This is a genomic window from Variovorax paradoxus, from assembly GCF_009755665.1.
In the GTDB taxonomy this organism is placed as follows: domain Bacteria; phylum Pseudomonadota; class Gammaproteobacteria; order Burkholderiales; family Burkholderiaceae_C; genus Variovorax; species Variovorax paradoxus_G.
In genome coordinates, this window is sequence record NZ_CP046622.1 from 612,005 (window position 1) to 630,419 (window position 18,415).

The window sequence follows — 18,415 nt, forward strand, 5'->3', positions numbered from 1 at the left end:
CCCGACATGGCTGAAGAAAAGTTCCACATCAAGAGTGACTCGCCTGCCGTCGACGATCTGATGTTCTGGAGCCTTGCGGGGCATGAGGCGCTGTCGCGCGCTTCGTTCTACGAGCTCACGGTGGTTTCGAAGAACCGGGCAATCAGCGCGACCGACATCCTGGGCCGCGCCTTCGATGTCGTGATCGATTTTGCCGACGCGGACGGCGGCACGCACCAGCGGCACTGCCATGGCCATGCGGTGCGCTTTGTGCGCGCACAGGAACTCGGGCGCTATTTCGAGTACCGGATCACCTTGCGCTCCTGGTTCTGGCTGCTGACCAAGCGGAAGAACTCGCGGATCTTCCAGGTGAAGCCCACCCTGGAGGTGTTCGACGCGACGCTGGACGACAGTCCTATCAAGCGCGTCAAGAAGACCAATGTGGACCAGGTCATCGGCAAGCACGACGCATTGCGCTACTGCGTGCAATTCGAAGAGAGCGACTACAACTTCCTGTCGCGCCTGATGGAGCAGGAGGGCATCCATTACTGGTTCGACGCGCACGATGCTCCCGGCACGATGTACCTGGCCGACGCCAGCGACATTGCGCACGCAGCACTGCCTGTCACCGACACGCTCGCGCATGTGGCCGAGCAACGCAGCGAAGCGCGCTTCAACGAGATCAGCCGCTGGGTTTCGGCCACTCGCCTGGATACGGGCAAGTACGCTTCGACCGACAGCAACTTCAAGACGATCAACACGCTGCTCGGCGTCACGGCCGACGGTTCCGCCGATTGCGAACTCGCCGATCTCGAAAGCTTCGAGTTTCCTGGGGGTTATTTCCACAAGGAAACGTCCGAGGTCGTCGGCGCAGTTCGCCGCGATGAATTGATCGGCCGCCGAGAGCGGCACTGGGCCCTGACTGCGTGGCCCGACGTGTCCGCGGGGCGCAGCTTCAAGTTCGAGGGCGACCCCGACGGCACTCGCGACGGCGAATACTCCATCGCGGCCTGCACGTTCTTCGTGAGCCATCCCGGCTATGAGGGCCTTGACCAGGCCCCGCAGCCCCAGCCGGTGGCAGACATGCTGCGCGCGGTGCTCTCCGACGATCCGCCCAACATGGAGAACCTGGCCATCGTCCAGGACCTGTTCGAAAGCGCGCCCCAACTGCGTGGAGACGGGCGCGATGCCAGCGTCTTCGTGGCGACGGTCATGCCGCAGGCCATGCCCTACCGGCCCCCTCGCCTGACACCGACCGTCCGGATGCCCGGCTTGCAGTCGGCCATCGTGGTGGGCCCCAAAGGCCAGGAGAACGAGCCCTATGTCGATGAGTTCGGAAGGGTCAAGGTCCACTTCCACTGGGACCGCTACGACGAGAGTAACGAGAAGTCCACTTGCTGGGTGCGCGTGTCCCAGCCCTGGGCGGGAAAGAACTGGGGCGGCTATTTCATGCCGCGCATCGGGCAGGAGGTGCTGGTCGACTTCCTGGAGGGCAACCCGAACCGCCCGGTGATCGTCGGGCGGGTCTACAACGACGATCAGCCGATTCCCTACCAGTCGCCTACGCAAAGCGGCTTCAAGACCCGGTCGACGCCCAAGGGAGGTTCGGGGAACTACAACGAGATCATGTTCGAGGACAAGAAGGGCGCCGAGAACATCAACGTCCATGCCGAGCGCAACATGTCGCGCTCGGTGGAAGCCGACGACTCGACCACGGTCGGCCACGACCAGAGCGTCACGGTGGAGAACGATCGTACGGTGCACACCATCGGCAACGAGAAACGCGAAGTCGACAAGGACCAGCGCAACATCGTTCACCAGCACCAGCACACCAACGTGACCTGGTGCCAGTACAACAACATCGGCCAGCACCAGCAGAACATCATCGGCGACAAGGGGCAGTTCAACCAGATCGCCGGCAAGGTCGACATGATCATCGGCCAGACCTTGAACACCAACGTCACTGGCGCCATGACGCAGCACTCGGCCTCGCTGGCTCTGACCTCGGGGCCGGTGACGATGGGGGTGGGGGCGCTGGCGATCACTTCCTCCGGCAACATCAGTGTGGCCTCTGCCTCCGACCGGAAGGACACGACAGGCGGAAGCCACCTGATAGCGGCAACCTCCGGCGTCAAGATCGTGAGTGCGGGCGATGTGGACCTGATGTCCTACGCGAACATCAACCAGACCTCGACAGGCTCCAACACGACCGTTCTCGGGTCGAACAGCAGCGGCTATCTGGGCATGTCCAACGAAGCCAACATGGGCCTGGCGACCAGCACCTTCCTGGGGCTGCAGATGGGCAACTTCATGGGGGCCTCGATCGACAACGCCTTGGCCATCAGCATGGAGAACTGCGCGGGGCTGCGCATGGGCAACGTTGGCGCGCTCGATCTCAGCCTGTCCGCCTTCGACGTCGACTCGACCGGCATCAAGGTCGTCAATCCGGGCGCAGGCGGCGGCGCGGGCGCGGGCGCGATGATTGCGGTGTCGGCGCTGGCCGGTCTGGGCGCGGCCGCAATGGGAGTGGTCGGAGTGGCCGCAACGCTCCAGCAATATGCCGATGCGGCGAAGGCGCTGCGCGACACGGCCGCAGAACTCAACGACATGCCGGTGCTGCAAGCCAAGCTGAACGAAATGGCGTCAGCGGCCGATCGCAGGCTTCGCCAGGGGCGCGCCGGCGTTGGCGCCGCGGTCGGTGCAGTGGTCGGCGGAGTTTTGGCGGGCCCGGGCGGCGTGGCGATGGGTGCGGGACTGGGCGGCGCCGCCGGCGACGCGATCTTGCCCGCGACCGTCGCTACGCCGCCCGGTCCGCCGGCTCCGCACGAGGCCCCCAGGGCGGCGCCCACGCAGCCGACACCGCCGACCGCGCCGGGTGCACCCGGGCCGTCGAAAGGCGGAACGGGCGGCGGTTCGGGAGGCGGCTGATGCAGGTCTACAAGCCGCTGTCGCTGGGGCTGCTCAGTCGCGCTGTCGAGTACCGCAAGCGCTTCGGACTGTGCCTGAGCGGCTTCCTTCACCTGCCTTTCGAGCAAGGCGAAACCGGCCGGATCTGGGGCGAACAATCGTTGTGGAACTTTGTGGCAAGCGAGATGGCCACCCCCCTGCTCGACGAGGGCGTTGCCAAGCTCACGCCGGAATTCCTGGTGCATGGCCATGCGTATCCGGGGCCCGAGGCCGCGCAGGGGTGTGCCGTGCGGGCGCGCCTCGGGGGCACTGAAAAAACCGTCCTCGCCTTTTCCAACCGGTATTGGGACGGCGATGCGCCCAAGGTGCTTCCTGCTGCCGGCGAGCCGATTCCGCTGAGCTGGGACAAAGCTTACGGCGGCCCGGACTACCCGCTCAATTCGGTAGGCGCGGGACGCATCGAGACTCAGGGGCGGCGCTGGCTGCCCAACCTGGAGCTGCCGAGTTCGCGCGTGCTCACGCCGCGTTCGGAAGTGATTCCCGCCGGTTTCGGCCCGCTCGAGAGCGTGCATCCGCAGCGGGTGAAGTACCGGGGTACTTACGACAACAGCTACCTCCAGGCGCATTCGCCGGGTTTCCCCCCCGACCTCGACTGGAAGCACTTCAATCTTGCACCCAGCGACCAGTGGCTGGCGGCGCCGCTGAAGGGCGACGAGCCCTTTGCCCTGGACAACCTGCATCCGACGCTAAGCCGCATCGAGGGCCGGTTGCCGGCGCTGCGCGTGCGGATGTTCGTGAACTACAACCTGGCCGGCGGCGACGGCTCGCAGCGGCAGAAGCTGCGCGAAGTACCGATGCGCCTCACCACGGTCTGGTTCTTTCCGCACGCGCAACGCATGGTGCTGGTCTTCCACGGCATGGCGGAGTGCGCGGAGGACGACGGCAGCGACATTGCCGCCGTGCTCGGCGGGGTGGAGCGGCTCGGCGAACCGAAGGACGACGCTCACTACATGGACGTGCTGGCGCGCCGGAGCGACCTGGTGGATGGCGGCATAGAGGCATTGAACGACGCCGACCTGCTGCCGGACGGCATCGACATGACGGATCCCGCAAGCGAGCAGATGCAGGAGGCCTTCAGGATGGACGGCCTTCAAGGCGACGCGCAGCGCCGCCGCGCCGAGATGGAAATCCAGCTCGCCCGCGAAGCCGCTGCGGCGCAAGGCAAGGACCCCGACGCGCTCGGCCTGCAGCTCACACCGCAGGAGAAGACACCGTCCATGGCCGAACTGCCGGCCTACATCAAGGCCAAGCGCGAGGAAGCGCGGGTGCAGCAATGGGCTGGCATCGAGCGGATCGCCGACGAGCTGAAACGCGCCATGGACCTGGAAGACGCGGGGAAGGTCGACCTCCGCAAGCTGGCGCATCGCGGCCCTCCGCGATACAACGCCGACCTGCACATGGCCGAGCTGATGGCCCAGCGCAGCCAGCGTGCCGTGTTCGATGCGGCCGCGGTCGAGCGCAAGCTGGGCCAGCGCGAAGCGGTGGAACGGGCACGCTACCTGCAAAGTGCCCATTTGCAGCCGCCCGCGCATGCCCTGCACGGCCAGGCCGCCGTCGACGGCCGCACGCAGCTGCGGTGGATGCTCGAGCATGGATTGCGCAATATGCCGGGCATCGATCTCACGGGGGCCGACCTGTCGGCCCTGGACCTGCGGGACGTGAATTTCACCGACGCGTGGCTCGAGAGCGCCAACCTTCAAGGGGCCAATGTATCGGGCGCCTGCTTCCAGCGGGCAGTGCTGGCGCATGCGAAGCTTGAGAAGGTGGTGGCGATCGGCACCGACTTCACAGCGGCCAACCTCGGGCACGCCACGTTGACCGATGCCGTGCTGGACGACGCCAAGCTGGTTGGCACGATGTTGAGCGGCTGCAACCTGGCGGTCACCCAACTCAGGGGAGCGAACGTCGCGGCGGCCCAACTGCTGGACACCACGTGGGGTGTGGCGGACTGGAGCCGCGTCCAGGGCCCGCAGTCGTTCTTCTACAAGCTGAAGCTGCAGGGGCTGCAGCTCACCGAGGCCGAACTCTCCGGCAGCAATTTCGTCGAGTGCGACCTCGGCGGTGTCGACCTGCGCGGCGCACGCCTGGGCTCCGCCACGTTCCTCCAATGCAACCTGGCCGGCGCGCGGCTCGAAGGCGCACAGCTGGACGGCGCCGTGTTTGCCAAGGGCTGCTCGCTCGCGGGCGCCGACCTGTCGCAGGCCAGCCTGCGAAACGCCAACCTGGCGGAGGTCGACCTGAGCGGCGCCAAGCTCGTCAAGGCGCAACTGGCGGGCGCACATTTGTCCCTGGCGCAGCTCAATGGCTGCGACGCGCGGCTCGCAAACCTCGAAGGCGCGCTGCTTCGCCGGGCCGTGCTGACCCGGGCGCGGCTGGCGGGCGCCAGCTTCAAGGACGCCGTGCTCCAGCATGCCGACCTGCGCAGCGCCGACCTGCGCCAAGCCAACCTGTTCGGCGCCGACTTGTCGCGAACCAAGCTCGATGCCGACGTGCGCTTTGACGGCGCGCTGCTCGAGCGGGTTCGCACCTGGCCACGGCTGTCGCCCGCCCAGCAGGCGCAGTACGCAGTGGAGCGCCCGCTGTGAAAGCCGAGACGCTTTCCTTCGTCGTCAGCATGGGTGAGCCCATCGACGGCCTGAAGCTGGCCAAAGGGCAGTTCGCCCGCACTTTCCTGGGCGGCGGGGTGTTCACCCACGCGCATCTGCAAGAGGCGGACTTCCGGGAGTCCGACCTGCGCGAGAGCGTGTTCGATCAATGCACGCTCGACGGCGCGATGTTCGCCGGCGCCAACCTGCGCCGCGCTGTGTTCAATCGCTGCAAGCTCGACCATGCGGATTTTCGCGGCGCGAATCTGCACGGCGCCACCTTCAGCGAATGCCAGCTGCCTCATGCCCAGTTTGCCCAGGCGTGGCTGGGCATGGCGACGGTATCGCGCTGCAAGCTCGACCATGCCAGCCTGGCCGGTGCCGACCTCGAAGCGGCAACGCTGACCGAGTCGTCCCTGCTCGACGTCAACGCAGACGACACCCACTGGAAACACACCACGGTGCTGCAGTGCGATCTGGCGCAGTTGACGTGGGCACGCGCCCGAATGACGCGCAGTTCCTTCATCAAGAGTGCGATGCGCGGCCAATCGTTCGCGGGGCTGGTGCTCGACGGATGCCAGTTTTCATCCGCGGACCTGACGGGGACCAACTTTGGCGGCGCTTCGATCCGCCAGTGCAACTTTCAAAGCGCGGCGATCGCCGGCGCCGATTTCTCGCGTGCCTCGGGCGTCCAGGCCCTGTTCTGCGAGGCCCAGGGCGAGCGGGCGAACTTCACCGGGGCCAAGCTGCGGCAGTCGCTGTTCACGGCGGGCCAGTTTCAAGGCGCATGCTTCGACGAGGCCGACCTGTATCAGTGCCACTTTGCGAACGCCCGCCTGGCGGGCGCCAGCATGGCCGGGGCCGAGCTGACCTACGCCGATTTCCGCCACGCCGATCTGACCGGCGCCGACCTGCGCCGGGCCACCATGCTGCGCGCCTGCCTGCACGGCAGCGCGACAGAGAACGCCCGCATGACCGACCGTGGCCGTGCGCTCGAAACCGATCCCGAACTGGCCAAGGCCGAACGCTGGGCCGTGGCCGGGTGACGCTAGCGCCAGGCGAACATCACATGCTCCAAGGAGATATTCCATGACACACAGCGGCACAGTCTCCGCAGTCCGCAAGCGCACCGCCGAGTTCGGCGGCATGCCGGCGGGAGCGATGCTCGCGCAGCATTGCGTCGGCTTGGTCGTCGCCTGCAATGACGACGGCTTCACCATCGCCAGCGGTTCTCAGCGCGTGCGCGGCCGGCGGGCGGTCAGTTGCCTGCTGGAGCCTTGCGTCGGCGATACCGTGGCCGGTCTGCTGGTCGCGCCCGAGGAACTGTGGGTGGTTGCCGTGCTCCAGCGCGAGGACGGCGTGGCGCATGTGCTGCGGTGCCACGGGCCGACGCGGCTGCAAGTGGATGGCGGCGCGCTGACGCTCGACGCGCGCGAGCTGGCTGTGGCGGCCGGCAATTTTTCGGTGCATGCGGCGACAGCGAGGTTCGCGGTGGACGACACGCAGTGGATCGGCCAGAAGCTGCACTTCATCGGCAGCACCGTGAAGTTCGTCGGTGCCGTGTTCTCCACGGTCTTTGAACGGGTGGCCCATTTCAGCAAGAGCCATGTGCGGACCACGGAAGGTATCGATCGTGTGCAGGCGATGCACATCGAATGCGAGGCGGAGCAGCTGGCCCGCATTTCCGGGCAGCACCTGCTCTTGAACGGGCAGGATCTCGTGAAGGCGCGCGGCGGTCAGATTCACTTCGGCTGAGCCGAGTACTTCATTTCAACCGGAGTCCGACATGTTCGCCAACTGCCAGATGATGGGCACCGACATGGGCTTTCCCGACGTGTGCCTCACGCCCACGCCCGCGGGGCCGGTGCCCATTCCGTACCCCAACATTGCCATGGGGCCGATGGCCATTCCGAACTGCCCCACGATTCTTTTCATGTGCATGCCCGCGCACAACCTGGGAACCACCATTCCCATGACCAACGGCGACAACTCGGGCGTGAACATGGGTGTGGCCTCGGGCACGGTCATGGGGCCGTCGCGGCACGTGACCGGCGCGTTCACCGTGCTGCTCAACGGCATGCCGGCCACGCGCATGACCAGCGTGTCGCTGCAAAACAGCACCAACTGCCCCGGAGTGCGGCTCGTGCCGAGCCAGGCGCTGGTGTTGCTGCTGGCGCCCTAGGCGCACGGCCCGCCGGAAGAACGGCGGCGAGATTCGGGAGGGGGTACGTAAAAAGGGATGGAAGCATGACCGATCACACGTTCAGCATCCAGGGCGACTCGCCCATCGTCGACAAGCTCATGTTCTGGCGCATCGTGGGCCACGAGGTGCTGGCGCGCCCGTCGGCCTATGAACTCACCGTGCTGACCGACAACGAAAGCATCGAGCCTGCGGACGTGCTGGGCCGCGCTTTCGATGTGGCGATCGAATTCGAAGATGCCGAGGGCGGCACGCACAAGCGGCATTGCCATGGGCATGCCGTGCGCTTCACGCGAGCGGGGCGCAGCGGGCGCTTCATCGAATACCGCATCAGCCTGCGCTCATGGTTCTGGCTGCTGAGCAAGCGCGTCAACGCGCGCATCCTGCAGAACAAGCCGGTGCTGGATGTGATCGACGCCGTGCTGGACGACAGCCCGGTCGGGAGCCTGAAGAAGATCAAGTCGGCCGGCGTGGTCGGCCCCCATGCGCCCCACGGCTACTGCGTGCAATACCGCGAGAGCGACTACCAGTTCCTGTCGCGCCTGCTGGAAGAAGAGGGCATCTATTACTGGTTCGACGCGCACGACGCGCCCGGCACGCTGCACCTCTCGGACACCAGCACGCTGGCCCACGAGAAGCTGCCCGCCACCGACACGCTGCACCATGCGGAGCGCGATGCATCGGAAGGGCGTGCCAACGAGATCACGCGCTGGATCAGCTCGCGGCAGTTCGAATCGGGCAAGTTTGCATCGCGCGACCGGGACTTCAAGGTCATCAGCAAGCAGTTGTTTGCAGACAAGGGCGACCCCGACACGCACGAGCTGTCGGACCTGGAAGTGTTCGAGTTTCCGGGCGGCTATGCCTCGGGCGACGACACCGACAACCTGGCGCAGTTGCGGCTGGACGAGCTCATCGCCCGTCGGCAGCGCCACTGGGCACTCACCGGCTGGCCCGACGTGACCGCGGGGCGCAGCTTTGCGTTCAAGGGAGACCCCGAGGGCAAGCACGACGGCGACTACCTGATCGCGGCCTGCACCTTTGTTGCCAGCCACCCGGGCTACGAAGGCGCGGACATTGCCGAGAGCCCGCGCCCGATCGACGCCGTGCTGCACGACGCGCTGGCCGACGACCCCGTCAACACCGGGCTGGGCGAAGTGCTGGGCGACCTGATGGCCGAGACCCCGGCATTGCGCAGCGGCCAGCGCGCGAGCAGCAGCTTTCTGCTGACGGTGGTTCCGTTGAACACGCCGTGGCGGCCGCCGCGCCTCACACCGCGCGTCACCATGCCCGGGCCCCAGAGCGCCATCGTCACGGGGCGCAGCGGCGAGCAGATATGGACCGAGGAACACGGCCGCGTGAAGGTGCAGTTTCACTGGGACCGCTACGGCAAGAACGACGAGAACAGCTCATGCTGGGTGCGCGTGTCGCACCCCTGGGCCGGCAAGGGCTGGGGTGCGGTCAGCATTCCGCGCATCGGCCAGGAAGTGGTCGTCGACTTTCTGGACGGCGATCCCGACCAGCCCATCATCGTCGGGCGCTTCTACAACGGCGAATCGATGGCGCCCTTCGGCCTTCCGGCCGGCGCCGTGGTGAGCGGCATCAAGTCGAACACGCACAAGGGCAAGGGCTACAACGAGCTGTCGATGGACGACAGCGCGGGCAAGGAGAAGGTGACCATCCACGGCCAGTACGACATGAACACCACGGTGGAGCACGACCAGACCACCACCGTGCACAACAACCGCACCGATGCGGTGGATGTCGACGATTCGGAAACCGTGGGCAGCAACCAGACCCAGAGCATCGGGGCGAACCAGACGATTTCAGTCGGCGCGAACCGCGAAGAGTCGGTGGGTGGCACCGAGACCATCACCATCGGCGGTCACCGGACCGAAACCGTGAACGGCGGCGAAACCGTGACCATCAACGGCGGGCGCAGCCATACCGTGAACGGCGTGCAGACCACCACCATCTCGGTGGCCGAGGCGCACACGGTAGGGGCGGGGCGCATGCACAGCGTGGGCGCGGGCGAGGCCATCAACGTGGGCGGTGTGCAGGCCGTGACGGTGGGCGGCGCGCAGATCGTGAGCGTGGGCGGCCTGCAGAAGGTGAGCGTGGGTGCGCTGCAGTCCATCACCGTGGGTGGGCCGCACAAGCTCTCGGCCGCGGTGATCTCCGAGACATCGAAGGGGCCGATCAAGATCAAGGCCGGCGCCATCTGCATGGTCGAGGCGCCCACCATCATGCTCAAGGCCGGCGGCAGCAAGATCGTCATGAACGCCAGCGGCATCACCATCAAGGGCGCCAAGATCACCATCAAGGCCGACGGCAGCGCATCGTTCAAGGCTGGGGGCTCGATCAAGATCAAGGGCTCCAACCTGGGGGAGGACTGAGCCGTGGAAGACCACACCGATCTCCAGAGCGCGCGCAGCCTGCTGCACAGCGTGGCCGCCTGGTCGAAGCTGTCGGGCCAGGGCGTGGCGGTGGCCGCCTTTGCCGGGTTCGACGCCGAGGGGCGCTTTCTTGTCACGCTGGGTGAGGGCATGGCGCCGGTGCAGGCGCTATCGACTGTCGGCCTTGCGCCCGACGATGCCGGCGCGGCCGTTGTCGTTGCCTTCGAGAAGGGCGAGGTGCGGCACCCGGTCATCGTCGGGCGCGTGCAGTCGCCGCACGCCGAAGTACCACCGGCGGCCGATGCTGCGCGCGTGGAAGCCAGCGTAGATGGCGAGCGCGTGGTGCTGCAGGCGCGCGAGCGCATCGAGCTGCGCTGCGGCGACGCCAGCATCGTGCTCACACGCGCAGGCAAGGTGCTGATCAACGGCAACTACGTGCTCTCGCGCTCGCGCGGCGCCAACCGCGTGAAGGGTGCCTACGTGGGCATCAACTGAAAAGGCATTCGCCATGTGGCAGCTGGACAACCGCACGCCCTATGCCGCCGAACGCACCTGGGTGCGCGACCGCGACGGCGCGGAGATCTGGCTCGTGGCGGTGAAGTGCAGCTTCGACATCTCGCCCGATGGCGAGACCAGCGTCGCGGCCAAGCAACCGCCCGTTGCGCAGGTGCCCGTCTTCATCGACGAAGCCTCGCCCCAGCCGAGCCTGCTCTACGAGATGGACCTGGTGCGCACCAAGCTGACCACCGACGTGGTGCTGATCGGCCGCGCGCATGCGCCAGGTGGCGTGCCCGTGACGCAGCTCGATGTGGGCTTGCGCGTAGGCCCCATTGCCAAGCGCCTGCGCGTGACCGGCGACCGCGTGTGGCTCGGCGGCGTCCCGTCGGAGCCCGAGGCCTTCACTGCCATGCCGCTGGTGTGGGAGCGCGCGTACGGCGGCGTCGACCCGTGGACGCGCGATGCACCGCTGCCGCAGTTCGACGTGCGCAACCCCGTGGGCACCGGCTTTGTGACGGAGGCTGCGCATGCTGAAGGCGTGCGGCTGCCGAACATCGAGTATCCGGACCAGTGCGTCCGGGCGTGCAGCGACCGACCTGAACCCGCGGGCTTCGGGCCGCTGTGCAACCACTGGCAGCCGCGCGCGGGGTTCGCGGGGACGTATGACGAAGCGTGGCAGCGCGACCGGTTGCCCTTGCTGCCGGTGGACTTCGATGACCGGCACTACCAGTGCGCACCTGGGGATCAGCAGGCGCCGCAGTTTCTGGTGGGCGACGAGCCGGTGTTGATGGTGCATTTGGCGCCGCAGCCCGAGATCCGCTTCACGCTGCCGCGCGTGCTTCTGGGCCTCGAGACCTTTTTCTCCGATGGCACGCAGGTGTTGCATGAGCGGCCGCAACTGCACACGGTGATCCTCGAGCCAGCGGCGATGCGTGTTTCGCTGGTCTGGCACAGCGCGCTGCCGTGCCACCCCAAGGTTCATAAGCTGCTGAAGACGCGCATCGTCGAGAAACGGCTGCTGCGCTTAGGCGAGACGGCGTCCGAGCAGGCGGTGGAGGCCTGAGCATGGCCGGCAACCCGTTGCAGATCGTCGGGCTTGGCGCCAGCACGCCGATAGGACGCAATGTATGGGCCAGCGCTGCGGCGGCACGCGCCGGCGTGTGCGGCTTCTCCGAGCATCCGTACATGGTCGACACGGCCGGTGAGCCGATGCGTATTGCGCGGGCACCCTGGCTCGACGTGGGACTCGGCGGTAGCGCGCGGCTGGGCGCGCTGCTGCTCCCGGCCATCGAGGAGGCGCTGGCACCGTTGACGGAGCTTGCTGGAAACCTGTCTCTGCGCATCGGCCTTGCACTGGGGCTGCCGCCCCCGCGCCCTGGGCAGCCCGATGCATTGGTCGATGACCTGCTGGTGGCCATCCGGGAACGCATGGGAAACCGGTTCGTCCGCATCGCCCGCTTCGAGGTCGGCCACGCGGCGGGCTGCATGGCCATGGCAGCCGCCGAGGCTGGCTGCGCGCGTGATGCCTTCGACGCGTGCGTGGTGGCGGGCACCGACTCGTACCTCGCACCCGAGACGCTCGAATGGGTCGAAGCCTGCGATCAACTCCACGGCGGCGGCCCGCTGAACAACGCCTGGGGCTTTATCCCCGGCGAGGCTGCTGGCGCGGTGCTACTTGGCACGCCGCGACTGGCGCAGTTGTGCGGCATCGCGCCGCTGGCTGAGTTGGTGTCCGTCGGCATCGGCATGGAGTCCAGGCTCATCAAGACCGACGAGGTGTGCGTCGGCGAGGGCCTGACCCAGGCCTTCCGTGCGGCGCTGCAGGGTCTGGCGCCTGGCGAGCAGGTGCACAACGTGTTCTGTGATCTCAACGGCGAGCCCTATCGCGCCGACGAGTTCGGCTTTGCCACGCTGCGCGCCGGGGAGCACTTTCGTGCCGCGTCGGACTTTGTCGCGCCGGCCGATTGCTGGGGCGACGTGGGTGCGGCGGGCTCGCTGCTGCACGTCGCGTTGGCTGTCATTGCATGTCGCAAGCGCTACGCCAACGGTCCGCTGTCGATGGTGTGGGGCAGTTCCGAGTCGGGCGAGCGCGGGGCGGTGCTGGTGCGCTGCGCTGAGCCGCTGCGAGGCTGAGCCATGCCGCTCACCATCCGGGTCAACGGCACCAGTCTCACGCTGGTGCACAAGTTCAGCATCGGCATCAGCACCGCGACGATCCCCGACGTGTGCAAGACGCCCAGCCCTGGCGGCCCGGTGCCGGTCCCGTACCCGAACATCGCCAACTCGATCACGCTGTCGAGCGGCACCACCACCGTCAAGGGCGACAAGGCAATGGCCGCGAACAAGGGTTCGAAGTTCGCCATTTCCAATGGCGACAACGCGGGCGTGGCCGGAGGCGTGAAATCCAGCACCTTCATGAAGGAGGCGACCTGGATCCTTTACTCCTTCGACGTGAAGATGGACGGGAAGAACGCGGCCCGGCTCACGGACAAGATGTTCCACAACTCGAAGAACGCGGCGAATCTGGGTGGGGTGGCTCAGCAGCCGTTGATCGATGAAGTTGGTCAAACCATGGCTGACAAGCTCTGCGATGCGGCCTGCAAGGCAATGGAAAAGAAGAAGAAGAAAGATGCCAAGGCCAAGAACAAAGCCAAAAAGAGCAAGAAGAAGCAGAAGCCGTCAACAAGAAAGTTCCAGAACGAGATGCGCAATCTGCTGGATCCCAAGAAAGGCGGGCAACGAGGAAGTCAGCCGGGGCTGATCACCGAGGCTTCACAAGATCTTGTGGGGGGAGACTTCATCGGGAAGTGGGGTGCGGCAACCGGCAGTGGTGCGGGATGCGCCAGATGGGACATTGTGCTGCTCGGTGTAAAGAAGGTATCCAAGAAGCTGGTGGAGAAAGGAAAGGTGGTCCTGAAGGACGTATTCAAGATCATCGAGGTCAAGTTTCCGGGGGACAGCCCGACAGACAATCAAACGAAGATGCTCAAGATGTCACCCAAGACAAAGAAGAAGGTCTTTGAATTGAGACCTGCAGACCACTGCATCTGTTCCTGAAAGGTCGAAAACCATGGAATGGCACCGATTCACTCTAGCGAAGGGCGACCAAGTACTGGCCTTGCCGTGTGTCGAGATCGTCGCATTTGTCAACGGCCTGCCGGACAACGGCGGCGCAGGTTTTGCCAGATTCCTGAATGACTTCGCCCGCAACTTCGGCGGACAGCTGCGCTTCTATCGCACTGGGGACATGAAGCGCTTTCGCGCCTTTGACGTGCAAGCGCTCGAGGGGCCGGCGCATTGGTTTGCCGATCCGCGCCTGCTGGCCACCAACATGCTCAGCTTCCGTGCGCACAGCGGCGAGACCGCTCGTGATGTGCGTCCGCCGGCCTTGGACATGACATTGGCCGGCGTCTTCGAGCCGCCGCGCTTCATACTTCGGATGATCTTGCCGGTGGAGTGGGGTGATGAGCCGCAGCAACTGCTCAGTCTGGCGCAGGCCGCCTTGGCAGAACTGCCGCTTGGCAGCGGTTACTGCGGATACTCCCTAGTCTGGGAAGAGACGGATACAGCGCTTGAGGAAAAGGTTCTCGCCTGGGCGGGCCCATTGCATCGTCGTCACCCGGGTCTTGGCTATGGCGACGCTGTCTGCTTGTCGAATGCGGTCGATCGAGGCGTGGTGGCGGTCAACTGGCTCACGTTCCTCGGTGCTGAATTTGTGGCTGCCCTGGGCGGACCCGATGCGTTGGCGAGCAATGCGCCTGCAGAGGTGTCGGTGCTTTCGCTCGGCCAGGGCGGCGTGATCCTTCGCGCGGGTGAGGCACCGAAACTGGGTGACGTGAACCGCGAGGATTTGTTGCCGGCCTACCATGCCGTGGGTCGGCTCGTCGGGCCCGTGCGCGCGACCGACGAAGCTCTGGATGAGCTGCTGATTGATGCAATGTCCGAAGAGGATGCGCATGACTGGCTTCGACGTTTCTTCGTCTGAGCGCTACAGCGGCCCGGTCCTGCTTCAGGCCACGCTGGAGCGCGGTCCCGAGGGAGCGGTGGAGCTCGTGGAGCGGCGCATTCGCGTCTTTCTCGATGCGGTCGACGCGGGGTTCTTTTTTCCGGGGAGGCGGCTTCCCTCGGCGCCGGCCGAGCTTCGCGTCGCCGGCACGTCGGTGCAGGCGCAGCTGCAGGTCGAGGATCTCCCCGTCACGGCCCTGGATGTTTTGGGTGGCATGCTGGCGGACTGCCGTCAACACGAAGTCCTTTTCCACGCGGCGCGCGCCGTGCTGGGCCAGCGCGAGCTTGACCTGCTCCGCGAGAGGGGCGTGCGCCCGGCCGCTCCGGAGGAGCCGCCATTCGAAGTCGAGTTCCCGGAGGACATGGGCGGCAACTACGCATTGCTGGTGGAGATCGAGTTCGCACAGCCGGTGCCGCCCGAAGTCCGGCAAGGCCTGCTCGAAACCCTTGCGCTGTGGGACGCGTTGACGCTTGCCTATCCCAACGACCCCGACGAGGCGGTGGAAGTCAGCGGCGCGCAGGCCATGTTCAACGATCCGCGCACGATCCACTATCACGAATGGATTTGGGACAAAGCCGACGCCGAGGCGTGGGATCTCATCGTCAATCTCTGCTGCGCCTGGCACGAGAAGCTGCCCATCGTGCGGTTGCATTTCGAGTAGGAGCTTGTTCCGTGGACGCCGAAACGCTGCCTTCCATCGTCGCCGAGCACGCAGACGAAGCCTCCTTCCTCTGGCTCCAGCGCGCGAGCGCGGTCCACGCGCCCAACTACTCGCCCCAGCAGTTCGCCGACCTCGACGAACGCCTTGCCGCCCACGTCGACGGCCTGCGGGTCGCCGGCGAGGAGGGCTGGAAGCATGCACTCGCGCTCACTGACAACGAAGGCCCGGAAGACTTCTTCGTCGCCGCAGTGCTCGCCATCGAAGCAGTCGACAGCCGCTTCGACGACCTGGTCGAGCGCGCCAAGGATCTGCCCGAAGTGGTGCCCGGCTTGATCTCTGCCATCGGCTGGACGGAGCCGGACCGTCTCGGCGGACGCGTGAAGACTCTGCTCGAAGACGCCTCGCCGCTGCGGCAAAAGCTCGGCGTTGCGGCCTGTGCATTGCATCGGCGCGATCCCGGGGCATTGCTCGGGCAACTGCTCGTGGATGCGCCCGACAGCGTGCGCATCCGCGCGTTGCGGGCAGCCGGCGAGCTGGGCCGTGCCGACCTGTTGCGGCAGGTGCAGTCGCTGCTCGGCGAAGCCAAGCCAGAGCTGCGCTTCTGGGCCGCTTGGGCGGCAGTGCTGCTGGGCGATCAGGCGCAGGCGCTCGATGCGCTCGCGGCCTTTGCGCTGAAGAGCGGGCCACGCCAGCCGCGCGCCTTCCAGCTGGCGCTGCAGGCCGTGGATGTGGTGCCGGGTCACGCGCTGCTGCTGGACAGCGGCGCATTGCCCGAGGTGCAGCGCTTGCGCATCCTGGGCTCGGGCTTCATCGGCGACGCACGCTACGTGCCATGGCTCATCGAGCAGATGGCGCAGCCGGCCACGGCGCGCATTGCGGCCGAAGCGTTCGTCACCATCACCGGCGTGGATTTCAACCTGGAGCAGATGGAAACCATGCCGCCCGATGGTTTTGAAGACGGCCCGACCGACGACCCCGACGACGAGAACGTCGAGCTCCCCGAGGACATTGCCTTGCCATGGCCGGACATCGACAAGGTGCGCGCATGGTGGGGGAAGAACGGGGCGCGCTTCGCACCCGGGGTGCGGCTCTTCATGGGACGACCGGTTTCCGTTGAAGGTTGCACGAACGTGCTGCGCGAAGGCTTCCAGCGCCAGCGCGTGGCGGCCGCGCTGCACCTGTGCCTGCTGGAGCCGCGCGCGCCGTTGTTCGCCACCAGCGCGCCCGCCTGGCGGCAGCGGCGCTGGCTCGAAAGCGCGGCGTGAAACGCCACTGCAATAAAGGCATACCTCTTAAGGCGAGATTGCCAAGCGGCCCCCCGGAATGAATACTCCTTCTGAGTTTTTGGGCTCGTGCTTGCGCGAGCCATGTTCGGGCGCAGCCCCGGGGGCCGATTCATGATTCATATCGCTGTCATCACCCGGCAAGGCGCCCCGGCGGGGCAGGCCATTGCCGCCGATTTCGGCCCCAACGGGGGCACCATCGGACGTGCGGACACCAACACGCTGGTGCTCGACGACCCGGACCGCACGGTGTCGCGCGTGCATGCGCAGGTGCTGTGCCGCGACGGCCAGTATTTCGTGATCGACCGGGGCAGCAATCCGATGCAGTGCAACGGGGTGCCGCTGGGCTCCGGCAAGGAAGCACCGCTTACCGACGGCACGCAGCTCGTGGTGGGCAGCTTCGAGCTTCGTGTGCGCGCGATGGCCGGCGCGGCTGCTCCTTCGCTTGCCGTGCCCAACACGGTAATGAAAGCGCCCGTGCCCGCATCGGCGGCGGCGGCATCGAGCGACGATCCTTTTGCCGACCTGCTGGCGGGCCTTGCACCGCCGGCACCGGCGGCCGCGGCCAAGGTATCGCCGCCCGCGGCTGCGGAGCCGACCGATTCATTGTTGTTTGCCGACCCGATGCAGAGCGGATCGCGCAATGCACAGGCTGCGCAGATCGACCCGTTCGCCAATCTGCTGGGAACCGCACCTTCTTCACCGGCGCCTGCAGGCGGCCTTGGCGCGCTCGACGATTTTTCCGACCTGGGCGCCCCGCCCGCGAGCGGCAAGGCCGCGGGCATCGACGAGCTGTTCGGCGGCATGGGCGGTGGGGGAGGCATCGGCGGCGATCCGCTCTCGCTTTCTCCGCTGGCGGATCCGCTGCTGCAGCCCAACACGGCGTCCGATGCCGATCCGCTGGCGGCGCTGCAGCGCGCGGCGCCGGCCACGCCGGTGCCGCGCGCCGACCATTTGCCCATCGACCAGTTCGGCTTCACCCCGCCGAAGGCGATCGACGCGCCACGGCCGCAGCTGCCGCAGTTCGACGACGTCACGGGCCAGCCGATCCGCATCAGCGGGCCGGAGGTTTCTTCTCTCGGCGGACCGAACGATGCGCCCGAGCTGCTGGCAGCGCCCCCGCCACCTCCTGCGCCTCGGTCGCCATCGACACAGCCGCTGCCCACGCCGGCGCCGGTCGCCAGGGCGGCACCCGCAATGCAGCGCACCGCTTCCGACGACGAACTGCTCGCGGCCTTTCTGCGGGGGCTCGGCAGCACGCACCAGGCGCCGGAGATGCTCACGCCGGGCCTCATGGAGCGCATCGGCACGATTCTTCGCGGCGCCACCGAGGGCACGCTGCAGCTGCTGCTCACGCGCCAGGAGTTCAAGCGCGAGGTGCGTGCCGAGGTCACGATGATTGCGTCGCAGGCCAACAACCCGCTCAAGTTTTCGCCCACCGTCGATGTCGCGCTGGCCCACCTGCTCGGCCCCGGCGTGCGCGGCTTCATGCCGCCGGAGGCTGCCATGCGCGATGCCTTCAACGACCTGCGCGCGCACCAGTTCGGTGTGATGGTGGGCATGCGCGCGGCGCTGGCGCATGTCATTGCGCGCTTCGAGCCCGACGAGCTCGAGAAGAAGATCAGCGCGAGGTCGGCGCTCGACGCGCTCTTCAGCGCCAACCGCAAGGCCAAGCTCTGGGACCAGTTCGTGGCGCTGTATGGCGGCATCGCGAGCGAAGCCGAGGACGATTTCCACAGCCTCTTCGGCAAGGCCTTTCTCGAGGCCTACGAAGAACAGATGGCGCGCCTGAAGTCCGACGCCTGAACGTCGCCCCTCAAGCACAACTGCAACAGCATCAGCA

14 protein-coding genes are annotated in these 18,415 nt (G+C 66.7%); all 14 read left to right on the forward strand.

Annotation, left to right across the window (positions count from 1 at the left end):
• The first annotated feature begins 6 nt into the window (after nt 1–6).
• The gene (locus GOQ09_RS26475; RefSeq protein ID WP_157611787.1) at nt 7–2,907 is read left to right on the forward strand and encodes a type VI secretion system Vgr family protein; all 2,901 of its coding nucleotides are present in this window, start codon (nt 7–9) and stop codon (nt 2,905–2,907) included.
• The gene (locus GOQ09_RS02810) at nt 2,907–5,531 is read left to right on the forward strand and encodes a DUF2169 family type VI secretion system accessory protein (protein ID WP_157611788.1); all 2,625 of its coding nucleotides are present in this window, start codon (nt 2,907–2,909) and stop codon (nt 5,529–5,531) included. Before GOQ09_RS26475 ends, GOQ09_RS02810 begins: the two co-directional genes overlap by 1 nt.
• On the forward strand, nt 5,528–6,577 hold the full coding sequence (locus GOQ09_RS02815; protein WP_157611789.1) for a pentapeptide repeat-containing protein: 1,050 nt from the start codon (nt 5,528–5,530) through the stop codon (nt 6,575–6,577). Before GOQ09_RS02810 ends, GOQ09_RS02815 begins: the two co-directional genes overlap by 4 nt.
• 43 nt (nt 6,578–6,620) lie before the next feature.
• Nucleotides 6,621–7,286 (forward strand): DUF3540 domain-containing protein, encoded by a 666-nt coding sequence (locus tag GOQ09_RS02820; RefSeq protein ID WP_157611790.1) that lies wholly within the window; start codon nt 6,621–6,623, stop codon nt 7,284–7,286.
• A gap of 31 nt (nt 7,287–7,317) precedes the next feature.
• A complete protein-coding gene (locus GOQ09_RS02825; protein WP_157611791.1) occupies nt 7,318–7,713 on the forward strand; it encodes a DUF4150 domain-containing protein in 396 nt (131 codons plus the stop codon).
• A 65-nt stretch (nt 7,714–7,778) separates the two neighbouring features.
• Entirely contained in the window at nt 7,779–10,124 is a 2,346-nt protein-coding gene (locus GOQ09_RS02830) for a type VI secretion system Vgr family protein (RefSeq protein ID WP_157611792.1), read from the forward strand.
• Nucleotides 10,125–10,127: 3 nt separating this feature from the next.
• Nucleotides 10,128–10,619, forward strand: a complete 492-nt coding sequence (locus tag GOQ09_RS02835) for a DUF6484 domain-containing protein (RefSeq protein WP_157611793.1) — start codon at nt 10,128–10,130, stop codon at nt 10,617–10,619.
• A gap of 13 nt (nt 10,620–10,632) precedes the next feature.
• Nucleotides 10,633–11,685, forward strand: coding sequence for a DUF2169 family type VI secretion system accessory protein (locus GOQ09_RS02840; protein WP_157611794.1), 1,053 nt, complete (start codon nt 10,633–10,635; stop codon nt 11,683–11,685).
• A 2-nt stretch (nt 11,686–11,687) separates the two neighbouring features.
• The gene (locus tag GOQ09_RS02845; protein WP_157611795.1) at nt 11,688–12,755 is read left to right on the forward strand and encodes a beta-ketoacyl synthase; all 1,068 of its coding nucleotides are present in this window, start codon (nt 11,688–11,690) and stop codon (nt 12,753–12,755) included.
• Nucleotides 12,756–12,758: 3 nt separating this feature from the next.
• Nucleotides 12,759–13,679, forward strand: coding sequence for a DUF4150 domain-containing protein (locus GOQ09_RS02850; RefSeq protein WP_157611796.1), 921 nt, complete (start codon nt 12,759–12,761; stop codon nt 13,677–13,679).
• Between the two features lie 13 nt (nt 13,680–13,692).
• Entirely contained in the window at nt 13,693–14,607 is a 915-nt protein-coding gene (locus GOQ09_RS02855) for a type VI immunity family protein (protein ID WP_157611797.1), read from the forward strand.
• On the forward strand, nt 14,579–15,289 hold the full coding sequence (locus tag GOQ09_RS02860) for a hypothetical protein (RefSeq protein WP_157611798.1): 711 nt from the start codon (nt 14,579–14,581) through the stop codon (nt 15,287–15,289). Before GOQ09_RS02855 ends, GOQ09_RS02860 begins: the two co-directional genes overlap by 29 nt.
• 11 nt (nt 15,290–15,300) lie before the next feature.
• Nucleotides 15,301–16,554: a TIGR02270 family protein gene (locus tag GOQ09_RS02865; RefSeq protein WP_242630969.1), complete on the forward strand. Its 1,254-nt coding sequence runs from the start codon at nt 15,301–15,303 to the stop codon at nt 16,552–16,554.
• Between the two features lie 132 nt (nt 16,555–16,686).
• A complete protein-coding gene (gene tagH, locus GOQ09_RS02870) occupies nt 16,687–18,378 on the forward strand; it encodes a type VI secretion system-associated FHA domain protein TagH (RefSeq protein ID WP_157611800.1) in 1,692 nt (563 codons plus the stop codon).
• Nucleotides 18,379–18,415 lie beyond the last annotated feature (37 nt).

Coding starts and splice junctions, on each gene's coding strand:
- GOQ09_RS26475 (WP_157611787.1), top strand. CDS start 7: ATGGCTGAAGAAAAGTTCCACATCAAGAGTGACTCGCCTGCCGTCGAC.
- GOQ09_RS02810 (WP_157611788.1), top strand. CDS start 2,907: ATGCAGGTCTACAAGCCGCTGTCGCTGGGGCTGCTCAGTCGCGCTGTC.
- GOQ09_RS02820 (WP_157611790.1), top strand. CDS start 6,621: ATGACACACAGCGGCACAGTCTCCGCAGTCCGCAAGCGCACCGCCGAG.
- GOQ09_RS02825 (WP_157611791.1), top strand. CDS start 7,318: ATGTTCGCCAACTGCCAGATGATGGGCACCGACATGGGCTTTCCCGAC.
- GOQ09_RS02830 (WP_157611792.1), top strand. CDS start 7,779: ATGACCGATCACACGTTCAGCATCCAGGGCGACTCGCCCATCGTCGAC.
- GOQ09_RS02840 (WP_157611794.1), top strand. CDS start 10,633: ATGTGGCAGCTGGACAACCGCACGCCCTATGCCGCCGAACGCACCTGG.
- GOQ09_RS02845 (WP_157611795.1), top strand. CDS start 11,688: ATGGCCGGCAACCCGTTGCAGATCGTCGGGCTTGGCGCCAGCACGCCG.
- GOQ09_RS02850 (WP_157611796.1), top strand. CDS start 12,759: ATGCCGCTCACCATCCGGGTCAACGGCACCAGTCTCACGCTGGTGCAC.
- GOQ09_RS02855 (WP_157611797.1), top strand. CDS start 13,693: ATGGAATGGCACCGATTCACTCTAGCGAAGGGCGACCAAGTACTGGCC.
- GOQ09_RS02860 (WP_157611798.1), top strand. CDS start 14,579: ATGACTGGCTTCGACGTTTCTTCGTCTGAGCGCTACAGCGGCCCGGTC.
- tagH (WP_157611800.1), top strand. CDS start 16,687: ATGATTCATATCGCTGTCATCACCCGGCAAGGCGCCCCGGCGGGGCAG.